The 20791-nt window shown below is 59.8% G+C and carries 18 protein-coding genes; 15 read left to right on the top strand and 3 right to left on the bottom strand.

What is annotated here, in order from left to right; translation table 11 throughout:
* Window positions 1–114 precede the first annotated feature (114 nt).
* The 8 genes from BLQ41_RS11195 to BLQ41_RS11160 all read left to right on the top strand — a co-directional run bounded on the left by BLQ41_RS11195 (window position 115) and on the right by BLQ41_RS11160 (window position 6952).
* The gene (locus tag BLQ41_RS11195; protein ID WP_090180671.1) at window positions 115–861 is read left to right on the top strand and encodes an amino acid ABC transporter permease; all 747 of its coding nucleotides are present in this window, start codon (window positions 115–117) and stop codon (window positions 859–861) included.
* Complete coding sequence (locus BLQ41_RS11190) at window positions 861–1532, top strand: amino acid ABC transporter permease (protein WP_090180668.1); 672 nt, start codon at window positions 861–863, stop codon at window positions 1530–1532. The genes BLQ41_RS11195 and BLQ41_RS11190 overlap by 1 nt, the downstream gene beginning before the upstream one ends.
* Window positions 1529–2263: an amino acid ABC transporter ATP-binding protein gene (locus BLQ41_RS11185; protein WP_090180665.1), complete on the top strand. Its 735-nt coding sequence runs from the start codon at window positions 1529–1531 to the stop codon at window positions 2261–2263. Before BLQ41_RS11190 ends, BLQ41_RS11185 begins: the two co-directional genes overlap by 4 nt.
* A gap of 172 nt (window positions 2264–2435) precedes the next feature.
* Window positions 2436–4337, top strand: a complete 1902-nt coding sequence (gene aauS, locus BLQ41_RS11180) for a two-component sensor histidine kinase AauS (RefSeq protein WP_090180663.1) — start codon at window positions 2436–2438, stop codon at window positions 4335–4337.
* On the top strand, window positions 4334–5662 hold the full coding sequence (aauR, locus tag BLQ41_RS11175) for a two-component response regulator AauR (protein ID WP_090180660.1): 1329 nt from the start codon (window positions 4334–4336) through the stop codon (window positions 5660–5662). Before aauS ends, aauR begins: the two co-directional genes overlap by 4 nt.
* An 8-nt stretch (window positions 5663–5670) precedes the next feature.
* Window positions 5671–6000, top strand: coding sequence for a GlpM family protein (locus BLQ41_RS11170; protein WP_197678944.1), 330 nt, complete (start codon window positions 5671–5673; stop codon window positions 5998–6000).
* Between the two features lie 165 nt (window positions 6001–6165).
* Entirely contained in the window at window positions 6166–6540 is a 375-nt protein-coding gene (locus BLQ41_RS11165) for a DMT family transporter (protein ID WP_090188490.1), read from the top strand.
* A 31-nt stretch (window positions 6541–6571) separates the two neighbouring features.
* Window positions 6572–6952 (top strand): DMT family transporter, encoded by a 381-nt coding sequence (locus BLQ41_RS11160; RefSeq protein ID WP_090180656.1) that lies wholly within the window; start codon window positions 6572–6574, stop codon window positions 6950–6952.
* Window positions 6953–7077: 125 nt separating this feature from the next.
* Here the strand turns inward: BLQ41_RS11160 and BLQ41_RS11155 are convergent, their stop codons facing one another.
* Window positions 7078–7830, bottom strand: coding sequence for a MipA/OmpV family protein (locus tag BLQ41_RS11155; RefSeq protein ID WP_090180653.1), 753 nt, complete (start codon window positions 7828–7830; stop codon window positions 7078–7080).
* A gap of 216 nt (window positions 7831–8046) precedes the next feature.
* Between BLQ41_RS11155 and BLQ41_RS11150 the strand changes: the two genes are divergently transcribed.
* The 5 genes from BLQ41_RS11150 to BLQ41_RS11130 all read left to right on the top strand — a co-directional run bounded on the left by BLQ41_RS11150 (window position 8047) and on the right by BLQ41_RS11130 (window position 14338).
* Complete coding sequence (locus tag BLQ41_RS11150; RefSeq protein WP_090180650.1) at window positions 8047–8769, top strand: MtnX-like HAD-IB family phosphatase; 723 nt, start codon at window positions 8047–8049, stop codon at window positions 8767–8769.
* Window positions 8762–10156 (top strand): aspartate aminotransferase family protein, encoded by a 1395-nt coding sequence (locus BLQ41_RS11145; RefSeq protein WP_090180647.1) that lies wholly within the window; start codon window positions 8762–8764, stop codon window positions 10154–10156. The genes BLQ41_RS11150 and BLQ41_RS11145 overlap by 8 nt, the downstream gene beginning before the upstream one ends.
* Complete coding sequence (locus BLQ41_RS11140) at window positions 10153–11031, top strand: alpha/beta hydrolase (protein WP_090180642.1); 879 nt, start codon at window positions 10153–10155, stop codon at window positions 11029–11031. Before BLQ41_RS11145 ends, BLQ41_RS11140 begins: the two co-directional genes overlap by 4 nt.
* A 156-nt stretch (window positions 11032–11187) precedes the next feature.
* Window positions 11188–12960: a sensor histidine kinase gene (locus BLQ41_RS11135; RefSeq protein ID WP_090188485.1), complete on the top strand. Its 1773-nt coding sequence runs from the start codon at window positions 11188–11190 to the stop codon at window positions 12958–12960.
* The gene (locus BLQ41_RS11130) at window positions 12950–14338 is read left to right on the top strand and encodes a sigma-54-dependent transcriptional regulator (RefSeq protein WP_090180640.1); all 1389 of its coding nucleotides are present in this window, start codon (window positions 12950–12952) and stop codon (window positions 14336–14338) included. Before BLQ41_RS11135 ends, BLQ41_RS11130 begins: the two co-directional genes overlap by 11 nt.
* A 136-nt stretch (window positions 14339–14474) precedes the next feature.
* Here the strand turns inward: BLQ41_RS11130 and BLQ41_RS11125 are convergent, their stop codons facing one another.
* On the bottom strand, window positions 14475–15140 hold the full coding sequence (locus tag BLQ41_RS11125; protein WP_090188482.1) for a DsbA family oxidoreductase: 666 nt from the start codon (window positions 15138–15140) through the stop codon (window positions 14475–14477).
* Window positions 15141–15718: 578 nt separating this feature from the next.
* On the opposite strand from BLQ41_RS11125, the gene BLQ41_RS11120 reads away from it, so the two are divergent.
* On the top strand, window positions 15719–16087 hold the full coding sequence (locus tag BLQ41_RS11120) for a DUF6124 family protein (RefSeq protein ID WP_090180637.1): 369 nt from the start codon (window positions 15719–15721) through the stop codon (window positions 16085–16087).
* A 75-nt stretch (window positions 16088–16162) separates the two neighbouring features.
* On the opposite strand, the gene BLQ41_RS11115 is transcribed toward BLQ41_RS11120, so the two are convergent.
* The gene (locus BLQ41_RS11115; RefSeq protein ID WP_090180635.1) at window positions 16163–17182 is read right to left on the bottom strand and encodes an alpha/beta fold hydrolase; all 1020 of its coding nucleotides are present in this window, start codon (window positions 17180–17182) and stop codon (window positions 16163–16165) included.
* A 263-nt stretch (window positions 17183–17445) separates the two neighbouring features.
* On the opposite strand from BLQ41_RS11115, the gene BLQ41_RS11110 reads away from it, so the two are divergent.
* A complete protein-coding gene (locus BLQ41_RS11110; protein ID WP_090180633.1) occupies window positions 17446–20742 on the top strand; it encodes a hypothetical protein in 3297 nt (1098 codons plus the stop codon).
* Window positions 20743–20791: the final 49 nt, after the last annotated feature.

Below are 20791 nucleotides of genomic sequence, written 5' to 3'. Positions count from 1 at the left end.
CTCGAACCGGTGGCTGTCGAGCCGCTCGTGTGTGCCCGATCTTCACGATCAGGGCGGGAACGGAGCTTCCCCAGGCGGGCACTTGTACATCGATCGATCTGAGGGGAGACCCTAATGAATTACAACTGGGACTGGGGCGTGTTCTTCAAGTCCACCGGCGTGGGCAGCGAGACGTATCTCGACTGGTACATCTCCGGTTTGGGCTGGACCATCGCCATCGCCATCGTGGCCTGGATCATTGCCCTGACACTGGGCTCGGTTCTGGGCGTCATGCGCACCGTGCCGAATCGCATCGTATCGGGCATCGCGACCTGCTACGTCGAACTCTTCCGTAACGTGCCGCTGCTGGTTCAGCTGTTCATCTGGTACTTCCTGGTACCCGATCTGCTGCCGCAAAACCTGCAGGACTGGTACAAACAGGACCTCAACCCGACCACTTCGGCTTTCCTCAGCGTCGTCGTCTGCCTGGGCCTGTTCACCACTGCTCGCGTTTGTGAACAAGTGCGCACCGGTATCCAGGCCCTGCCCAAAGGCCAGGAATCCGCGGCTCGTGCCATGGGTTTCAAGCTGCCGCAGATCTACTGGAACGTGCTGCTGCCCCAGGCCTACCGGATCATCATTCCGCCGCTCACCTCGGAATTCCTCAACGTGTTCAAGAACACGTCCGTGGCCTCGCTGATCGGCCTGATGGAGTTGCTCGCGCAGACCAAACAGACCGCCGAGTTCTCTGCCAACCTGTTCGAGGCGTTCACCCTGGCGACCCTGATCTATTTCACCCTGAACATGAGCCTGATGCTGCTGATGCGTCTGGTCGAGAAGAAAGTCGCCGTACCAGGCCTGATCTCCGTAGGGGGTAAATGATGGAATTCGACTTCTCGGGCATCATCCCGTCCCTGCCGGGTTTATGGAACGGCATGGTCATGACCCTGCAGCTGATGGCCATGGGCGTGATCGGCGGGATCATCCTCGGCACCATCCTGGCGCTGTGCCGTCTGTCCCACAGCAAACTGCTGTCGAACCTTGCCGGCGCCTACGTCAACTACTTCCGTTCGATCCCGCTGCTGCTGGTCATCACCTGGTTCTACCTGGCGGTGCCGTTCGTGCTGCGCTGGATCACCGGCGAAGACACCCCGATCGGCGCGTTCGCGTCTTGCATCGTGGCTTTCATGATGTTCGAAGCGGCGTACTTTTGCGAAATCGTCCGGGCCGGCGTGCAGTCGATTCCCAAGGGTCAGATGGGTGCCGCCCAGGCACTGGGCATGACCTATGGCCAGATGATGCGTTTGATCATCCTGCCGCAAGCGTTCCGCAAGATGACCCCGCTGCTGCTGCAACAGAGCATCATCCTGTTCCAGGACACTTCGCTGGTCTATGCGGTCGGCCTGGTGGACTTCCTCAATGCTTCGCGTGCCAGTGGCGACATCATCGGCCGCTCCAATGAGTTCCTGATTTTCGCCGGTTTCACATACTTCATCATCAGCTTTGCCGCCTCGCAGCTGGTCAAGCGTCTGCAAAAAAGGTTCGCCGTATGATCTCTATCAAGAACGTCAACAAGTGGTATGGGGACTTCCAGGTACTGACTGATTGCAGCACCGAGGTCAAAAAAGGCGAAGTGATTGTGGTGTGCGGGCCGTCCGGCTCCGGTAAATCCACGCTGATCAAGTGCGTCAACGCCCTGGAACCGTTCCAGAAAGGTGACATCGTGGTCGACGGCACCTCCATCGCCGACCCGAAGACCAACCTGCCGAAACTGCGCTCGCGCGTGGGCATGGTGTTCCAGCATTTCGAACTGTTCCCGCACCTGACCATCACCGAAAACCTGACCATCGCGCAGATCAAGGTGTTGGGCCGCAGCAAGGAAGAAGCCACCAAGAAAGGCCTGCAACTGCTTGAGCGCGTCGGGCTGTCTGCCCATGCGCACAAGCATCCGGGCCAGCTTTCCGGTGGTCAGCAGCAGCGCGTGGCAATTGCCCGTGCGCTGGCGATGGACCCGATCGTCATGCTGTTCGACGAACCGACCTCGGCGCTGGACCCGGAAATGGTCAACGAAGTGCTCGACGTGATGGTGCAACTGGCCCACGAAGGCATGACCATGATGTGCGTAACCCACGAAATGGGCTTCGCCCGTAAAGTGGCCGACCGGGTGATCTTCATGGATGCAGGCAAAATCATCGAAGACTGCAAGAAAGAAGAGTTCTTCGGCGATATCACCGCCCGTGCCGAACGTACACAGCATTTCCTCAACAAGATTCTGCAGCACTAAGCACCAGGCTCCAAGTCACACCAATCCCCTGTGGGAGCGAGCCTGCTCGCGATAGCGCACTGACATTCAACAACGATGTTGACTGCAATGGCCTCATCGCGAGCAGGCTCACTCCCACAAGGATCGGCGACGATTCACCAGCAAGTGTTGTGGTTGACCCAAGGCATCTGTGATGAAATGCGACCCCACTCTCTATCGCGCAGCGCCGCCATCACTCGCCGTGAAACCCCGTCTGATTCGCCAGTTGTTCCTGCCGCCGCTGATCATCGCCCTGATGAACGGACTGGGTTACATCGGCTTCTGGGTCAGTGAGCACTACGGGATCCGTAGCCTCAGCGAAAACGGTCAGCGTCAGCTCGAACTGCACGCCCGCGCCGTCGAGAGCGAGATCAGCAAATACACCTACCTGCCCAGCCTGCTGGAACTCGAATCCAGTGTTTCAACGCTGCTGGCCGACCCGACGCCGGAACACCGGCAAACGGTCAATGATTACCTTGAAGGCCTGAACCGGCGCAGCCGCAGTCGGGCCATCTATGTGATGGACACCACCGGCCGCGTGATGGCCACCAGCAACTGGCGCGATGTCGACAGTTACCTGGGTGAAGACCTGTCCTTTCGCGCCTATTTCCAGAACGCCGTGCGCGGTCAGCCGGGACGCTTCTACGGCATCGGCAGCACCAGCGGCGAACCCGGTTACTACCTGGCCCACGGCCTGGAAGAACACGGCAAGATCATCGGCGTCGCGGTGGTCAAAGTCCGCCTCGAAGCCATGGAAGAACGCTGGCAGCGCGCACGCCTGGAAGCCTTCGTCAGTGACGAGAACGGCATCATCATTCTCTCCAGCGATCCGGCCCGGCGTCTCAAGTCAGTTGTCCCGTTGAGCGACGAAACCAAGGAAAAACTCGCCCGCAGCCTTCAGTACTACTGGTTCCCGCTGAACGAACTGCAACCGCTGGCCCGGGAAAAACTGGCCGAAGGCGAGGAAAAACTGACCTTCCCTGCCAATAGCGAAGTGGAATCCGACCAAGAGGACATCAGCTACCTTTCGCAAACCCGCCCCTTGAGCGACACCCCGTGGAATTTCACCCTGCTCACGCCGCTCCAGGATTTGCGCCGCGAAGCGATCAATCAGGGGATTCTGGTGGCGGTCGCGTTTGCCCTCGTGGCCTTCCTGCTGATCGCCTGGAACGAGCGGCGCAAAGTCATCGCCACCCGTCTCGCGGCCCGAGAAGCCTTGCAGGAAGCCAACAATCAACTGGAGCGTCGGATTACCGAACGCACCACCGACCTGCGCGCCAGCAACGAACGGCTCAAGAGCCAGATCCGCGAACGGCGACTGGCCGAAGAGACGCTGCGCCGCGCCCAGGATGAACTGGTTCAGGCAGGAAAACTCGCGGCCATCGGCCAGATGTCGACCAGCATCGCCCACGAATTGAATCAGCCGCTGGCGGCGCTGCGCACGTTGTCCGGCAACACGGTGCGCTTTCTGGAGCGCGGTCAACTGGACGTCGCCAGCACCAACCTCAAGACCATCAACGAATTGATCGACCGCATGGGCCGGATCACCGCCAGCCTGCGTTCCTTTGCCCGCCGTGGCGACGACAAGGGCCAGGCTTGCCTGGGCAAAGCGGTGGACGCGGCGCTGCAACTGCTCGGCGGCCGCATGGAAAGTGCCCCGGTGCAAGTGCATCGCCAATTCGACGATGTGCAGGTGTGCATCGACCAGACTCGCCTGGAGCAGATTCTGGTCAACCTGATCGGCAACGCCCTCGACGCCATGCAGGCCCAACCGCTGCCTGAGTTGTGGCTGGAAGGCGAAGCATTCGATGGTAAATACCGTCTGCGCGTTCGCGACAACGGCCACGGTATCGACGCCGAAGCGCGCAAGCATTTGTTCGAACCGTTCTTTACCACCAAGCCCGGCGAACAGGGCCTGGGCCTCGGCCTGACCCTGTCCGCCAGCCTGGCCGCCGCCACTGGCGGGCACCTGGGTGTCGAACACCCGGCCAGCGGTGGTACCACCTTCGTCCTCAGTTTACCGTTGGTAAGCCCCACTCCCGCCGAGCCAATATGAACAACGACCTTAGTGTGCTGATCGTCGAAGACGACCCCCATGTGCTGCTCGGCTGCCAACAGGCGCTGACCCTGGAAGACATTCCCTGCGTGGGCGTGGGCAGCGCCGAAGAAGCGCTGGAGCGGGTCGGCGATGACTTTGCCGGCATCGTCATCAGCGACATCCGCCTGCCGGGCATCGACGGCCTGGAACTGCTGACCCGGCTCAAGGCCCGTGATCGCAGTCTGCCGGTGGTGCTGATCACCGGCCACGGCGACATCTCGATGGCGGTGGGCGCGATGCAGAAAGGCGCCTATGACTTCATGGAGAAACCCTTCTCCCCGGAACGCTTGGTGGATGTGGCGCGCCGCGCACTGGAGCAACGCAGCCTGGCGCGGGAAGTGACGTCGTTGCGTCGGCAACTGGCGGAGCGCGATTCCCTGGAAGGCCGGATCATCGGCCGTTCGCCCGCCATGCAGAACCTGCGGGAACTGATCGCCAACGTCGCCGATACGTCGGCCAACGTGCTGATCGAGGGCGAGACCGGCACCGGCAAGGAATTGGTTGCGCGTTGCCTGCATGACTTCAGTCGTCGTCACACCAAGCAGTTCGTTGCGCTCAATTGCGGCGGCTTGCCGGAGAACCTGTTCGAAAGCGAAATCTTCGGCCATGAAGCCAACGCCTTCACCGGTGCCGGCAAACGGCGGATCGGCAAGATCGAACACGCCGACGGCGGCACGCTGTTCCTCGACGAAGTGGAAAGCATGCCCCTGCCCTTGCAGATCAAACTGCTGCGGGTGTTGCAGGAACGCACCCTCGAACGCCTCGGTTCGAACCAGAGCGTGGCGGTGGATTGCCGGGTGATTGCGGCGACCAAGTCCGACCTGGACCAATCAAGCAAGGCAGGCGAGTTCCGCAGCGACCTGTATTACCGCCTGAACGTGGTGACCCTCGAACTGCCGCCCTTGCGTGAACGTCGCGAGGACATCCTGCAACTGTTCGAGCACTTCCTGCAGCAGTCGTCCCTGCGCTTCGACCGCGCGGTGCCGGAGCTGGACAACCAGACGCTGTCGAACCTGATGAGCCATGACTGGCCGGGCAACGTGCGGGAATTGCGCAACGTCGCCGAGCGCTTTGCCCTGGGCCTGCCAGCCTTCAAGAAGTCCGGTGCCAGCGGCAGCAATCAGGGCCTGGCCTTCGCTGAAGCGGTGGAAGCGTTTGAACGTAATCTTCTCAGCGATGCATTACAGCGCAGCGGCGGCAACCTGACCCAGGCCAGCCTGGAACTGGGAATGGCCAAGACCACACTGTTCGATAAAGTTAAAAAATACGGGCTGAGTCACTGATGGATTTGATTCTCAAGGCTGCTCTGGGTGCGGGTGTAGTGCTGATCCTCGCCGCCCTGGCCAAGACCAAAAACTATTACATCGCAGGCCTGGTGCCGCTGTTTCCGACCTTTGCATTGATCGCGCATTACATCGTCGGCAAGGGACGTTCGGTCGATGACTTGAAGACCACCATTGTGTTTGGCATGTGGTCGATCATCCCGTACTTCGTCTATTTGGCGACGTTGTACGTGATGGTGGACCGGATGCGGCTGGAGGCTTCGTTGGCGGTAGCGGCCGTAGGCTGGTTGATCGCCGCGACCGTGCTCGTGTCGGTCTGGGTTCGCCTTCACGCCTGACCTCGCTCCCTCAGGGGATCTTCAGTGTTGCCTGAACAGGCCGCTGGCCCGGCCCTTGCATTTACCCCCAAAGCCCTCTCGGCCGGCCTTCATGTGTGATGAACCCGGTGTCTGAGAGCGCCCGCCAAAGGGTGAATCCTGACCGTGACCTTCCTAGATCCCGACCTGACGCTGACCGTCGTGCTGCTGGTCGCCTTTTCCATCGTGCTGGACGTTATCGGCCAGCTCTGCTTCAAGCTCGGCCTGGACCGACTGCCAGAACTGGAAGGCGGTTTCCGGCTGAATGCATTCTGGGGCCAAGTGTTCAACGCTCCGTTGCTGTGGGCCGGTATCGGCGCTTATGCGCTGGAGTTTTTCGTCTGGCTCGAAGCCTTGTCCCGAGCGCCTCTGAGCCTGTTGTTCCCCGCCGGCGCCCTGGCCTATTGCGGCGTGGTGCTGGCGGGCAAAGTGGTGCTCGGTGAAACCGTCAGCCGCCGACGCTGGCTCGCAACCCTGGTGATTACGGTGGGCGTGATGCTCGTGTGTGCCGGCCATGCCTGACGCTCAATTGATCAGCAAAAGGAACCTCTCGATGGATTGGCTGCACGGGCGATTCGGCACTGTTGTGCTTTGGGCGCTGTTGATTCTTCTGGAAAGTGCCGGGCAAATCGCGACGAAGGTGGGCGGTGATCAAATCGGCCAAATGACCTTCACCTTGCAATGGTTGCAGTCGGTCGTGGTCGATCCCGGCGTACTGTTTGCGGTGGGTTGCGGCATCGGCGCGTTCTTTGTGTGGATGCTGATTTTGCGCCGCAGCAGTCTGTCCCTGGCGTTTCCGCTCAGCTCATTGGTGTTTGTCGGGGTGTTGTTGGGTTCGTGGCTGGGGCTTGGCGAACAGATCAGCCTGCTGCACTGGGTGGGCGTGGCGGTGATTATTGGCGGGATTGCGTTGTTGGCCGAGGGCGAAGCCTGAAACAGATTCCTGTAGGAGCTGTCGAGTGAAACGAGGCTGCAATCTTTTGACTTTGCTTCTAAAAAACAAGATCAAAAGATCGCAGCCTCGTTTCACTCGACAGCTCCTACAAGGAGGGCAGTGGGTTAGTTGAATTTGTAGGCCAATGCCGCCTGCACCTCACCCTGATTGGTATCGCCGACCGCTTTGACGATGCTGCTGTCCGCCGCCGAGCCGGTCAGGTGAATCCAACTGGCGCTGGTCACCAGCGACCACTTCGGGGTTAAAGGAAACTCGAAGCTCTGGGTCAGAGCGACATTCTGAAAACCGCCACTGGCGTTGTAACGGGCAATGCCCGAGGCCCGCGACGCGTGGGCGCCGACGCCGTAAAACGCCTGATTCTGCTGGGCATCGGCATAGTGCGCGGTCAGGTTAGTGCTGCCGATCACGCCGCCACCCAGCGGGTAACCAATCTCGCCACCCAAGCGCCCAACCACCCCATCCGGCCCGCCGATGGCTTCGCCCACCGTGGCAAACACCCGCCAGAAATCAGCCGGCGCGTACTGCACGAAACCACCGACGACACCCATGTCCGGCACGTCGTGCAAGCCCTGCAAATCGCCGTTGGCGGTGCGCCCCGGCAGGTAATTCAGAAACGGCCCGGCGCTGAATCCATTGGTCTTCAAGGCACTCCAGGTCAACCCGTCATCAGTGCTGAGGCTGACATCACCCCAATCCAGATCCAGATACGGCACCGGCCGGGTTTCATAGCGGCTGCCGGTCGGGTCGTGAGGCTGATAACTCAGGCCCAAACCCGCTTCACCCTTGATGCCATCGGCCATCACCTGGGCCGACAGGCACGTCAGCGCCGCGAATAGAACAACTGTAATCCTCACCATGAGGCATTCCTTATCTGAACATGCGCGCATCAATCCTCGGTTTGCCCGTTATGCGCAAGCACTCATGTTGTTTGTAGCAAGCTACAAAAATTGTAGCTTGCCTCACCCATCCCCCTGCCAAAACCCCGGTAATACTGGCCCGAACAGGGTTGGCACAGTCCCTGCTCTACCCCTTGGCAAGCGCAAACAGCGCGCCCTGCTCAATAGGTAATGCAGATGAATGATTGGCATATCGTTTGTGATTTTGACGGGACCATCACCCGCACCGACGTGATCGACAGCATCCTCCAGCGTTTCGCCGACCCCAGTTGGGAAGCGATCGAAGATGAGTGGCTGCAAGGTGACATTGGTTCCCGTGAATGCCTTAGCCGCCAGCTCTCGCTGGTCAAGGCCACGCCGACCGAACTGCTCGCCTTCTTCGACACGATAGAAATCGACCCGGACTTCCCTGACTTCGTCGATCACGTGATCGGCCTCGGCGCGTCCCTGGAAGTGGTCAGCGACGGCATCGAACAAGGTATTGCGCGGATCCTCGCGCGCAACTACGTGACCTTGTTGCCGATCCTCGCCAACCGCTTGCGTCAACTCGATCACGATAGCTGGCGCATCGACTTTCCGTACTCCAGCGACGCCTGCCGCGCCGCTTCCGGCAACTGCAAATGCAAGTCCACGCCCAAGACCAAACGCGTGTTGGTGATCGGCGACGGTCAGTCCGACATGTGCGTGGCCTCCTCCGCTGACTTCGTGTTCGCCAAGGATCGCCTGGCCGAACACTGCGAGCGCAACGGCATCGCCTTCGCCCGCTTCGACAGCTTCGCCGAGATTCCGGCCCTGCTGGCCCAACTGCCGGCCGGCCGCGCAGCCAACGCTACCGCTTTCGCGCTTGAAACCTCTTCTGACTACGCATCAAACAATCAGGAACTCTTCAATCATGTCTGATATCCGAATTGCTACTCCCGAAGACCAGGTGCTTCTGGATAAAGAAGCCAAGTACTGCTCCTACGGCGACACCGTTCACTACATCGATCCGCCGCGTATTTTCAGCCGTTGCGAAGGCTCCTACGTCTGGGACACCGAAGACCAGGCGTACCTCGACCTGCAAATGTGGTACTCGGCCGTTAACTTCGGTTACGCCAACCCGCGCCTGAACAATGCGCTGAAACAGCAGATCGATACCCTGCCGCAGATCGCCAGCCAATACCTGCACAAAGGCAAGATCGAGCTGTCGGAAATGATCGCCGTAGACGCCAAGAAAAAATTCGGCCTCGACGGTCGCGTGCACTTCAACGTCGGCGGTTCACAGTCCATCGAAGACTCGCTGAAAGTCGTGCGTAACGCTTCCAACGGCAAAAGCCTGATGTTCGCCTTCGAGGGCGGTTATCACGGCCGGACTCTCGGCGCCTCGTCGATCACCTCCAGCTTCCGCTATCGTCGCCGCTACGGCCACTTCGGTGAGCGCGCCAACTTCATCCCGTTCCCGTACCACTTCCGCGGCCCGAAAGGCATGACCAAGGAAGAATACGGCAGCGAGTGCGTGAAAAATTTCGCGCGCCTGTTCGAGACCGAATACAACGGTGTCTGGGACCCGAAAACCAACCAGTGCGAATACGCAGCCTTCTACGTCGAGCCAATCCAGGGCACCGGCGGCTACGTGATCCCGCCGATGAACTTCTACAGCGAACTCAAGCAAGTGCTGGATCAGCACGGCATCTTGATGGTCGTCGACGAAATCCAGATGGGCTTCTGGCGTACCGGCAAGCTGTGGTCGATCGAACACTTCGACGTCAAACCTGACGTGATCGTCTTCGGTAAAGCGCTGACCAACGGCCTGAACCCACTGGGCGGCATCTGGGCTAAAGAAGAACTGATCAACCCGAAAATCTTCCCGCCAGGTTCGACTCACTCCACCTTCGCGTCCAACCCGTTGGGCACCGCGGTCGGTCTGGAAATGTTCAAAATGACCAGCGAAGTCGATTACGGCGCGATGGTGATGGCCAAGGGCAAATACTTCCTGGAAGGCCTGAAAGACCTGCAAAAACGCTACCCGATCATCGGCGATGTCGACGGCCTGGGCTTGGCGCTGCGCTGCGAAATCTGTGGCCCGGATGGTTTCACTCCGGACAAGGCCACCCTGGACTTCATGGTCGACGAAGGCATGAAGGGCGACATCGAAATCGACGGCAAGCGCCTGGGCCTGATCCTCGACGTAGGCGGTTACTACAAAAACGTGATCACTTTGGCGCCGTCGCTGGAAATCAGCTACCCGGAAATCGACCTCGGCCTGGCCCTGCTCGACCGTCTGCTGCATCGGGCCATGAAGCGATGAATCACGACGAGATCGATCTTGGCGAAGGCAACGCCGGTTTCGTTCTCGGCACAGGGGAGGTCGCGGTGGTGTTGATCCACGGCCTCACCGGCACCCCGACGGAACTCCGTCGGGTGGCCATGGGCCTGGCGAAAGCCGGGCACACGGTCTACGTGCCCACCCTGGCCGGGCACTGCGGTGGCAACGCCGACCTGCAAGCCACTGGCTGGCGCGACTGGTACGAGAGCGCCCGCAACACGTTCGTCGGTGTACGGCGCAAGCACGAGCGGGTATTCGTCGGTGGCTTGTCCATGGGCGCAGTCATGTCGATGTACATGGCCGCCGAGCATCCGGGGCAAATCGAAGGGTTGATGCTGTATTCGACCACCCTGCGCTACGACGGCTGGAGCATCCACAAACTGGCATTCCTCACGCCGTTGCTGATGAGAATACCGTTCGGCGTGAACCTGTGCAGTTTCGAAGAAAAACCCCCTTACGGCATCAAGAACGAACGCCTGCGAGCGATCGTCGAGCGTCAGATGAAAGAAGGCGAAAGCAGCCAGGCGGGTTTGCTGACCATGGAAGGCGTTACTGTGCGCGAATTGCATCGTCTGAACGCCGTCGTGAAAAAACGCATGCCGTCGATCACCACGCCTACGTTGGTGGTGCACTCCATCGAAGACGACATTACCAGTCGCTGGAACGCCGATTACGTCGAACGCAAGCTCGGCGGCCCGGTGGTCAAAGTGTTGCTGGATGACTGCTATCACATGATCACCGTCGACCTGCAATACCGTCGGGTGATCGAACTGAGCGTAGACTTCATCGCACAACGTTTCATGCAACAACGCTGCGCCCCGCCCCCCCTGCAAGAAGGGTATCGGCAGTTAGCCTGACAGCCTGGCGAACCCGGTTGTAGACGGGTCGCCACTGGCGGGGCAATGTCGGCTACTGTATTGACCAAGGCAACACCCAATATCCTGTAGTGAACCTGTTTATCGATTCGAACCGAACCGAACCGAACCGCCATGGCTTTCGACAAGCGAAACCCGATGACCAAACACCGACCTGCCAAAACCCGCCCCTTCGCCCTCTCCGGCTGGAGCCTGCAACGTAAACTGGTCCTGGCCTTCTGGCTGGTCAGCGTGATCCCGACCATGATCGCCGCCGAACTCGCGGCCACTACCCTGTCGCAGATCTTCGACAGCAACGTGCGCATCTGGCTGCAAGAGTCGACCAAGATCGTCGAAGACGAGATCAGCGAAATCCTGCGTGACAACGCCAGGGTTGCGCAGTTGTTTCTGCGTTACACCCACCCACAGGTTGATGGGTTTTCGTCGCGCCACAACCGCATGACCACCGACATCGCAGACTCCATGGGCATCGACGTGGTTGCCCTGGTGCGCAACAGCGACCATGCCGTGATGTTCAGCACCGCCGCCGACGACATCGTCCGGCAAATCAGCACCGCGCCCAAAGCCGTGTTGCAAACCCTGCAAATCGGCGGTGTCGCCACCGGCGCAGTGGTCTCGACCTTCGAGAACGAGCAGGACGGCGTCGCTTACAAACTGGTGATTGCCACCTACCTCGACAACAGCTTCCTGACCAGCGTCTCCGACGTCCACTCGTTGGACTTGCGTCTGTACCTGGCCAAGGGCGACGATTTTTCGGAGATCTTCTCCAGTCAGCGTTTCGAAAATCACCCGGCGGCCGTGCCGGAACAAATCGAGCAGATCCTGCGTACCACCAAGCAGCCGACCGAGCAATTCACCAGCAGTTACAGCGGCATCTATCGGCCGATCTTCAACGAGAATGGCGACCTTCAAGGCGTGATTTTCAGTGGCCTGTTGCGCCACTCCAGCCTGGTCGGGCTGGTGAACCAGAGCAACCTGTTCATCCTCATTTTCCTGCTCAGTTCGGCCGCCTCTCTCTGCGTTGGCTGGCTGGTGTCGCAACGCCTGACCCAACCGTTGCGCGGCTTGTCCAAAGGCGTACAAGCGGTGATTGCCGGGGATTATCGCCAGCGTTTGCCGGTGACCGGCGGCGATGAACTGGCGGAACTGAGCAGCACCTTCAACCACATGAGCGAACGCCTCGGCGAGTTGCAAAACCTCGAATCGCAGCTGCGCCGCCGCGACCGCCTGCACGCCCTGGGCGAAGTTGCCATGGGCCTGGCCCATGAAATCCGTAACCCCTTGGGCATCATCAAAACCGCGACCCAGCTGCTGCACCGCCGCGCCGATTTGCCCGAGACCGATAAGCGTCACCTGGAATACGTGGTCAGCGAAGTCAGCCGGATCAACGACCTGATCACCGATTTCCTCGACTTCGCCAAACCCAGCGCGCCCCTGCGCTCGACCGAACCGGCTCGACTGTTGGTCGATGAACTGGTCGGGTTCTGCGCTCCGGAACTGGCCAGCCATCACATTGACGTGCACATCGACGACCAGGCCCCCGGCGCAACCCTTTACGCCGATGCGCGCCAGCTCAAACAGGCCGGTTTGAACCTGATCGTCAATGCCATCGACGCCATGCCCGACGGCGGACAACTGACCCTGGGCATTCGCCGTGAGGGCGCCTACACCGTGATCAGCGTGGCGGACACCGGCACGGGCATTGAACCGGACATGCTCGAACGGATTTTCACACCGTTCGTCACCACCAAGGCCTCGGGCACCGGGCTGGGCCTGGCGAAGGTATTTTCGATCATGGAAAACCATGACGGGCGCATCGAATGCATCAGTGAAAAGGATGCCGGAACCACCTTCACGCTGTACATTCCGGCCAATGGGAAAGACTTCGACGAGGACAGCGATGACACATAACGTACTGGTGGTCGACGACGAACCCAAGCTCTGCGACCTGCTGGCATCGGCCTTGAGTCAGAACGGCGTTACGGTGTTCACCGCCGGCAATGGCTTGCACGCGCTCAAGGTGCTGGAAGCGGAAAACATCGACCTGGTGATCAGTGACTGGCGCATGCCCGGCATGGACGGTCCGCAATTGCTGGCTGAAATCAAAAGCCGTTTCCCACAGCTGCCGGTGATTGTCATGACGGCCTACAGCACGGTAAAAAACGCCGTGCAGTCGATGCGCAACGGCGCCTTCGACTACATCGCCAAGCCTTTCGACATCGACGAACTGGACATCACCGTCAGCAAAGCCCTGCAATTTCGCGACATCCTCAAAGACAACCAGCGCATGCGCGCCGAACTCGACGAGCATCAGCAGATCGACAGTTTGATCGGTGACAGCCCGACGTTCCGGCGGGTGCTGCACGCCATCGACTCGGTGCGCGACAGCAACGCGACGATACTGCTGACCGGCGAAAGCGGCACCGGCAAGGAAATGGTTGCACGGGCGATCCACAAACACGGCAATCGTGCCGACAAGCCGTTCGTGGCCGTGAACTGCGCGGCCATCCCGGAAGGGTTGCTGGAAAGCGAAATGTTCGGCCACCGCAAAGGCGCCTTTACCGGCGCGGTGGCGGACCGAGTCGGGCGTTTCATGCAGGCTGACGAGGGCACGCTGTTTCTCGATGAGATCGGCGAAATGCCGTTGGCCTTGCAGGCGAAGATCCTCCGCGCGTTGCAGGAACGGGTGATCGAACCGGTGGGCGATACGCGCGAACGCAAGGTGGATGTGCGGGTGATTGCCGCGACCAACAAAAACCTGCTGGACGCGGTGGCCAACAAGGAATTTCGCGAAGACCTCTATTACCGCCTCAATGTGTTCCCGATTCCGCTGCCGGCCCTGCGCGAGCGGGCGGAAGACATCGCGCCGCTGGCCCGGCATTTTGCGCATACCCTGGGCGCCGCGGCGGGCAAGCGGTTTACCGGATTCAGCGCCGAAGCCTTGCAGGCGATGGCCAGTTATTCGTGGCCGGGCAATATTCGTGAACTGCAAAATTGCGTGGAACGGGCAACGATTGTCGCCAGTGGCGCGGTGATTGAAGAGCAAGACCTGCCTGCTTATCTGTTTGCCTCAAACCCCGGCAACAGTGGCGCGCCAATCATTGAAGGCAACGTGCCGGCGGATCTGGACGCGGCGCTGGCCGAGGTCGAGAAAGCCTACATTCTGGCGGCGCTGGCGCAGAGCAATGGCGTGCAGGCCGCAGCGGCTCAGTTGATCGGGATATCCGAACGCAGCTTCTGGTATCGCTTGAAGAAACTCGGCATCCACGTCGACAAAATCGTCCGCTGACCCTTGGCGCTGATCGTTCCCACGTCGAGGCGTCGAACCGTCTGCGTGGGAATGCCTCAAGGGGCGCTCCGCGTCCAGTGACGCGGAGCGTCACGGGCTGCATTCCCACGCAGAGCGTGGGAACGATCTCGTACGGTCAGGTCACCGTGCCGCCTTTGGCTTCGCTCATGATCTGGCGGATCGCCGCGACAAAGGTCTCCACCGGCTGCCCGCCGCTGACCGCGTATTGCCCGTTGAACACCACCGTCGGCACCGAACTCACCCCGCGCGACAACCACAATTGCTCTTCTTCGCGAACCTCTTTGGCGAACTCGTCCGAAGCCAAAATCGCCTCGGCCCGCTGCCGGTCCAGCCCGACGCTTTCAGCAATCCGCGCCAACTGACCATGATCAGAAGGATTGCCGCCATCGGTGAAATACGCCTTGAACAGCGCTTCCTTCAAATTGAACTGCAACCCTTCCAGCCCCGCCCAATGCAGCAGCCGATGGGCATCAAAGGTGTTGTAGATACGGCTATTGCCGTCGGTGCGAAAGGCAAACCCGACCTCGGCGCCACGGGCGCGGATCATCTCGCGGTTTTTCTGCGACTGTTCCGGGGTCGAGCCGTATTTTTCGCTGATGTGTTCGGTGATGTTCTGCCCCTCAGGCCCCATCTTCGGGTTGAGCTCGAACGGCTGGAAATGGATCTCGGCCTGGACCTCATCACGCAGCTCGTCCAGTGCCCGGGTCAGGCCGTAGAGGCCGACGACACACCACGGGCAGGACACGTCGCTGACGAAATCGATTTTCAGGGGGGTACTCATCATTCACCTCGCAGGCTTGGATCGCGCCGGAAAGTTCGAACGATACACCTGACAGGGCCGAGGTGGCAGCCGTTCCACTAATCCCTGTGGAACAGAGGTAGCAGCCATTCCACTATCCCTGTGGGAGCGGGCTTGCCCGCGATGGCGGTGTATCAGAAAAGTAGATAGCGACTGACACGCCGCCATCGCGGGCAAGCCCGCTCCCACAGGGTTTTGGGGTGTTTTGGGGAGCGTGTTTAGTTCCGTTTAAGGTTACTTCCTGAAAGCTACAGCGCCTTGCGCCGTCGCCTACAACCACGTCAGAATCCGCCGGCTTGTGCGCCTGGGGGGCCGTCGGTAACTTGGTTCGTGTCACTGATTCCCAGTGATCGGGTTTAGTAGCCCGGATTAACCCTCAAGACGGTTGCATAAGCGTCATTCAGACAGGTTTTCACCTGTACTTGATGGTGGCTGTGTGCATGGCACCCTCGGGTGCGCCGGGTTTGAGGGAATCACCGGTCTACTAACTTGCGCACAGCTGCCACCCCTTCCGTTTAGTAGCGAGAGAGGTTGTAGCTCTACTAAAGGTATATCCCTCAATGTTCAAAATTACTCCAAATCCCCCGGAAACCGACGACGTTTCCCCCTACGAATCCACCGATCCCAAAAAGCTCAACGAAGCCGCCGACCGCGCCCTCGATTTCTACCTCAAACCGGTCATCCCCCAAACCACTCCACGCAAACCCAGCACCATTTTCCTGATCGCCCCCGACATCGATAACGAAACCCTGCTGGCCAACGCCTGCGAGTCGCTGGCCTCGGCGAGCGTGATGCTGAGTGATTTTGCGGGGTTGGTCGAAGGCACGCACCGCAACACCCTGCTCGGCATTCAGCAATCGGTCATGCTGGGTGAACTGGCGGTGAACCGCTTGCTGGACAACCTCGATCCACCGGGTTGCACCGTCTAACTGGCGAGTGAGATTTCACTGACAGCAAAATCCAACTGTGGGAGCAGGCTTGCTCCCACAGTTTTGGTTTGCGGGTTACAGGAGATTGGGGCTCGGCACCGGATCGATCTGCGCCCAATGCGATCTGTCTTCACGGTGCGCCTGCAAATACGGCAACACCGCCGCCAGCAATGGCGCCTTGAACGCTTCCTGGAAGCGATGCGCCAACCCCGGAATCAGCTTCAACTGACTGCCACGGATATGCGCCGCCAGGTGCACGCCATGCATCACCGGCAACAACGGATCGGCCGTGCCGTGAACCACCAGTGTCGGCACCCGCAGTTGGTTGAGCAGCGCCACGCGACTGCGCTCGGCGAGGATTGCCATGATCTGGCGCTTCACGCCTTCGGGGTTGAACGCCCGGTCATAAGACAGCGCCGCCTGATGCAGCAGCACCTGACGATCATCACTCACTGACGGACTGCCCAGCGCTGCCAGCAAATCGGCCTGCTGTTCCAGCGCCACTTCACGACTTGGCGCGCTACGACGGGCGAGCAACTGCAACAGCGCCGCACTCGGCGCCGGCAAGCCTTCGGCCCCGGAACTGGTCATGATCAGGGTCAGGCTCTCGACCCGTTGCGGCGCCATTGCGGCCATGTGCTGGGCAATCATCCCGCCCATGCTCGCGCCCAACACGTGGAACTGCTCGACGTGCAACGCGTCCATCAGGCCAAAGGCATCGTCTGCCATGTCGGTCAGGGTGTACGGCGCCGACACCGGCAGCCCGAGTTTGTAGCGCAGCACTTCGAAGGTCAGGTTGGCATCGGCAGGCGTTTGCCGCCACGTGGAGAGGCCGACATCGCGATTGTCATAACGAATCACCCGAAAACCCTGCTCACACAACGCGACCACCACCTCGTCCGGCCAGTGAATCAACTGCCCGCCCAGGCCCATCACCAGCAACAACGCAGGGTCGGAAGCACGGCCGATGCTCTGGTACGCCAAGCTCACCTGCGCCAGATCGGCATGTTCGGTTGGAACATTGACGTCGCAACGAGACGCCGCCAAAGACGGCAGGCCAAACAACAGAGCGGCCAGAAAAATGAATACACGCATGAAAAAACACCGAAACGCAGAACCCCAGTAGAGCGCGAGTCTGATGAAGTTTGTTCAAGCGCGCTGCCACAGTTACGTGACAGTTTGATGAAGATTGCCGAGTGGTCGCCCCTGCGCCTTTACCGTTCCTGTCGGGAGAAACACGAACCACTCATCGGAAGTCTCCCCTTACCTGTTAGTTCTGACAGTTGGCAGTCACCCGTGCTGAGTATTCAATCAACCCGGAGCAAACAAGCCAGTATCGCCACCCGCCGGAGACTTCCATGAGCATTGCTAATCGGTACGAAACTTCTCAAGCTCCGGCGGTCGGAGGCCTTATTTGCCCAGCACTTGAAATTCCCGGCGCGATTTCGCCGGTCGACGGTGCGGATGTTGGTGTCAATCGAGCCTTGATCGGAGCGCAAGGTCTAAGGATTGTCATCCCGTCCTCCGCCATCCACCCCGGCGACAAGGTATTGGTGTACATCGATAACCAACTGGTTTTGGTGTGGCCGGTCGAGAACGATTACAGCGGCCAGCCCATCAGCAAATACATCCCGGCAAAGTTAATACCGGAAGGATTTATCACCCTGACTTACAGGGTAAACGTTGAAATGTCAGGCCCCTTGAAAGTACTGGTCAAAACCCTGTTGCCCGGTGGCATCGATCCGCAACCGGACGCTGCGGGACACTACCTGTTGCCCCCGCCGCAGCTCACCTCGACCACCCTGAACGGCCAACAGGATGAAACAGTTTATGTCGCGCCCTATGACGGCATGCGACAAAACGATGTAGTCACGCTGATCGTCGGCAACTGGGCCTTGCCCCACACCGTAACAGCCACCGAGGTCGGGCAGCCTCTGACGTTTACCCTGTCAACGGAGCTGGTGACCAGCAATGGCGATGGCGGGGGCGTGCTGTACTACACGCTCTGCGATGAAGTCGACAATCACGCCACCGATCATTCACTGGGTGTTTCGGTGATGATCCAGACCGGCACCGCTGCGCCGATACCGCCGACGGTGACAGGCATCGATGAACAGAACACCCTCCACTTGAGTCAGTTGGGGAGCCAACCGGTCAATGTCAGCCTCGACACCCAGGCCTTTAGCCCCGGCGACGTGCTGACAATGTCCTTGAAGGTTCTGGACTGCACGGGTATGCCCAAGTCGCTCACCCAGAAGCAAACCCTGAAATCCGAAACGACGCTGGATTTCATCATTACCAACGCCGTCATCCAGCAACTCGCCGGGGGCAGCGCCCGACTGTTTTTCACCCGCACCTACGCCCAGGGCGGTAAGCAGCAATTACCGTCCAAAGAATTTCTCATTGTCGGCAACACGCGCAGGATCAGCGCCTCGAACGAGGCGCAGAATCAGGAAGCGGTTGGCGGTATCCTTGCGGCCCCTGAAAACAGTGTCCTGCAGATTTTCCCGCCCCTCATCCCCGGCTGGACCCGTGCGGTGGTGGGAGGCGATTTCGGGGTACCACTACGGATTTACGACGACAACGCCCCCAACGGGGCCAATGTCGTTATCGATCCCATCATTGGCGCGGAAGAGTTCGATGTCATCGACCTGCTGCTCAACGGAAACATCGTCGACACGGAGTTTGTTCAACCCGGGACAGAGAATGACCGGCACTTGATGACAATCCCCAATGGGCTACTCAACCCGAACGCTGTGAACACACTGGAGACCACGGTCACCCGGGTCGGTGGCAATACCCAAAGGTCCACCCCGTTGCTGGCAATTCTGTACAACGCCATCCGCCCCGGGAGCAGGGACATCAATTCCATCCCGGGGCACTCGGAGCTGCAACTGAAGTTGCCGCAGGACGTCATCGACAATGGCTTGGACGCCGCTCGCGCAGCACTGGGTGTCGAGGTGAGTTTCTGCTACCCCTATTGCCGCGCGTACGACGTCATCGAGTTGCGCATGGGCACCCTGACCGCTCGTTTCACGGTGCTATCGACCGAGGCACCGCTGTTCGGAGGTATTGCGCCAATCTGCATCGTGCGCACGTTGACAGCGCAGCAGTTTCAACAGGCTGGCGACAATCCGCAGTTCACTTTGACCTACACCGTTCATGACCAGATCACCAACGGTGCAGACCCCTCCGACCCGTTTTCGGTGCCCGTGGTGATTGATGTCGATCTCGCCGGGGTGCGTCGTCCTGCTCCGATCTTCTTCGATAACCCGACCGATGATGACCCGGCCATCATTGATCTGGAGCGGTTGGGCAGTAACAACCTGACCATGCTAGTCAGAACCTTTGTCCCGCAATTTGCCATCGGCGACACCATCAGGGCCAGGTACAGCAGCCCACCCAGTCCTGATTTCTTTGTCGACGGGACGATTACCGGACAGTTCGGTCAACCCAGCCCGCTTGCGCTGGAGGTACGCAACAACCTGGTGATCTCCGGGCGCGTGGTGACCGGCAGTTATGTGCAATCCAGAAACGGGGTAGTGATTGCCAACTCGAGAATCGCCACGGCCCGCGTCATCGGCCAAGGTATGCCGGATTGCCCTCCCCCTCTTGTGCTGATCGCACCCAAGGGTGTACTGAATCCGAGGGACAACCCAGAAGGGGCCACGGGTCGGGTGATCGTGCCAGGGTTTACCCCGGGCGATCGTGTGCAATTGCTGGTGCGCGGTAGCGCCGGTGACGGCTCTCCCACCTTCAGCCCCCTGCCCTTGAGCGCTACCGGTCAAGCGGATTTCCCGCTGAGCCTGGCCTTTATCAATGCCAATCTGGGGCAGAAAGTCAACATCACTTACCTGTTAATCCACGGCGACGCCCAAGCAACATCGCGCCCTCTTGATCTCAGTGTGCTGCGGCGGGCCCAGGCGCCGATCATCACCTCCATCGTGGCGGGCGAAGTCTCTCTCCAGCCCGGTGGCAGCACCTATTACCGCACCGGGTTTGCCATCAGCGGGAGCGCCGAACCCAATCAGTCGGTGGAAGTCATGGACGGCATCAGTTCTTTGGGGCGTTACACAAGCAATGGCGACGGTATATGGACGATGCCCGCTGGCAGGTTTAGCCCCACCGGTCATTCCATCACTGCCAGGACTGTCGATGGCAGCAATTTGACCTCGCCGCCTTTCAGCTTTTTGGTGCAGGAGGGTCTCCAGTACCATATCGCGTCTTTCCAGTATCGGGACGCCGGGGGTTGGGTATGGGGAGGGGCCGGAGGGCCAAACGATCTGGCGTGGGTCATTCACCCGGCCCAAAATTACTGGGCCCTTCATAATCAGACGTATACCGACCGATCCAACGGCAATGTGCTGGTAAGGACTTTCACCGATCTGACACCCGGGGCGACCTATCTGCTGACATCCAACATGTTCCGTTCAAATACACCGTTCGCTCACCCGCAACTTCAGCTGGGGACCAGCAGTGGCGTATTTTCCGGTATTTACACGCTTTCGATCGTTCATCAAATAGTGCCCCTACGACTCCAGTTTGTGGCAACGACGCCCACCATGCAGTTGATGCTAATCAACCACCAGGCCTCAGGCGTTGGTAATGATTGGCACATGGAATACATCGATCTTAATAGACTGGCATTGCCATAGACCGTGATGGGCTAAGTGACATTGACTCCCGGGACTGCGCGATGGCGCC

Source organism: Pseudomonas arsenicoxydans (assembly GCF_900103875.1).
GTDB classification, from domain to species: Bacteria; Pseudomonadota; Gammaproteobacteria; order Pseudomonadales; family Pseudomonadaceae; genus Aquipseudomonas; species Aquipseudomonas arsenicoxydans.
Note: the sequence above shows the minus strand (reverse complement) of the source record. Positions and strands in the feature narration are given on the sequence as shown.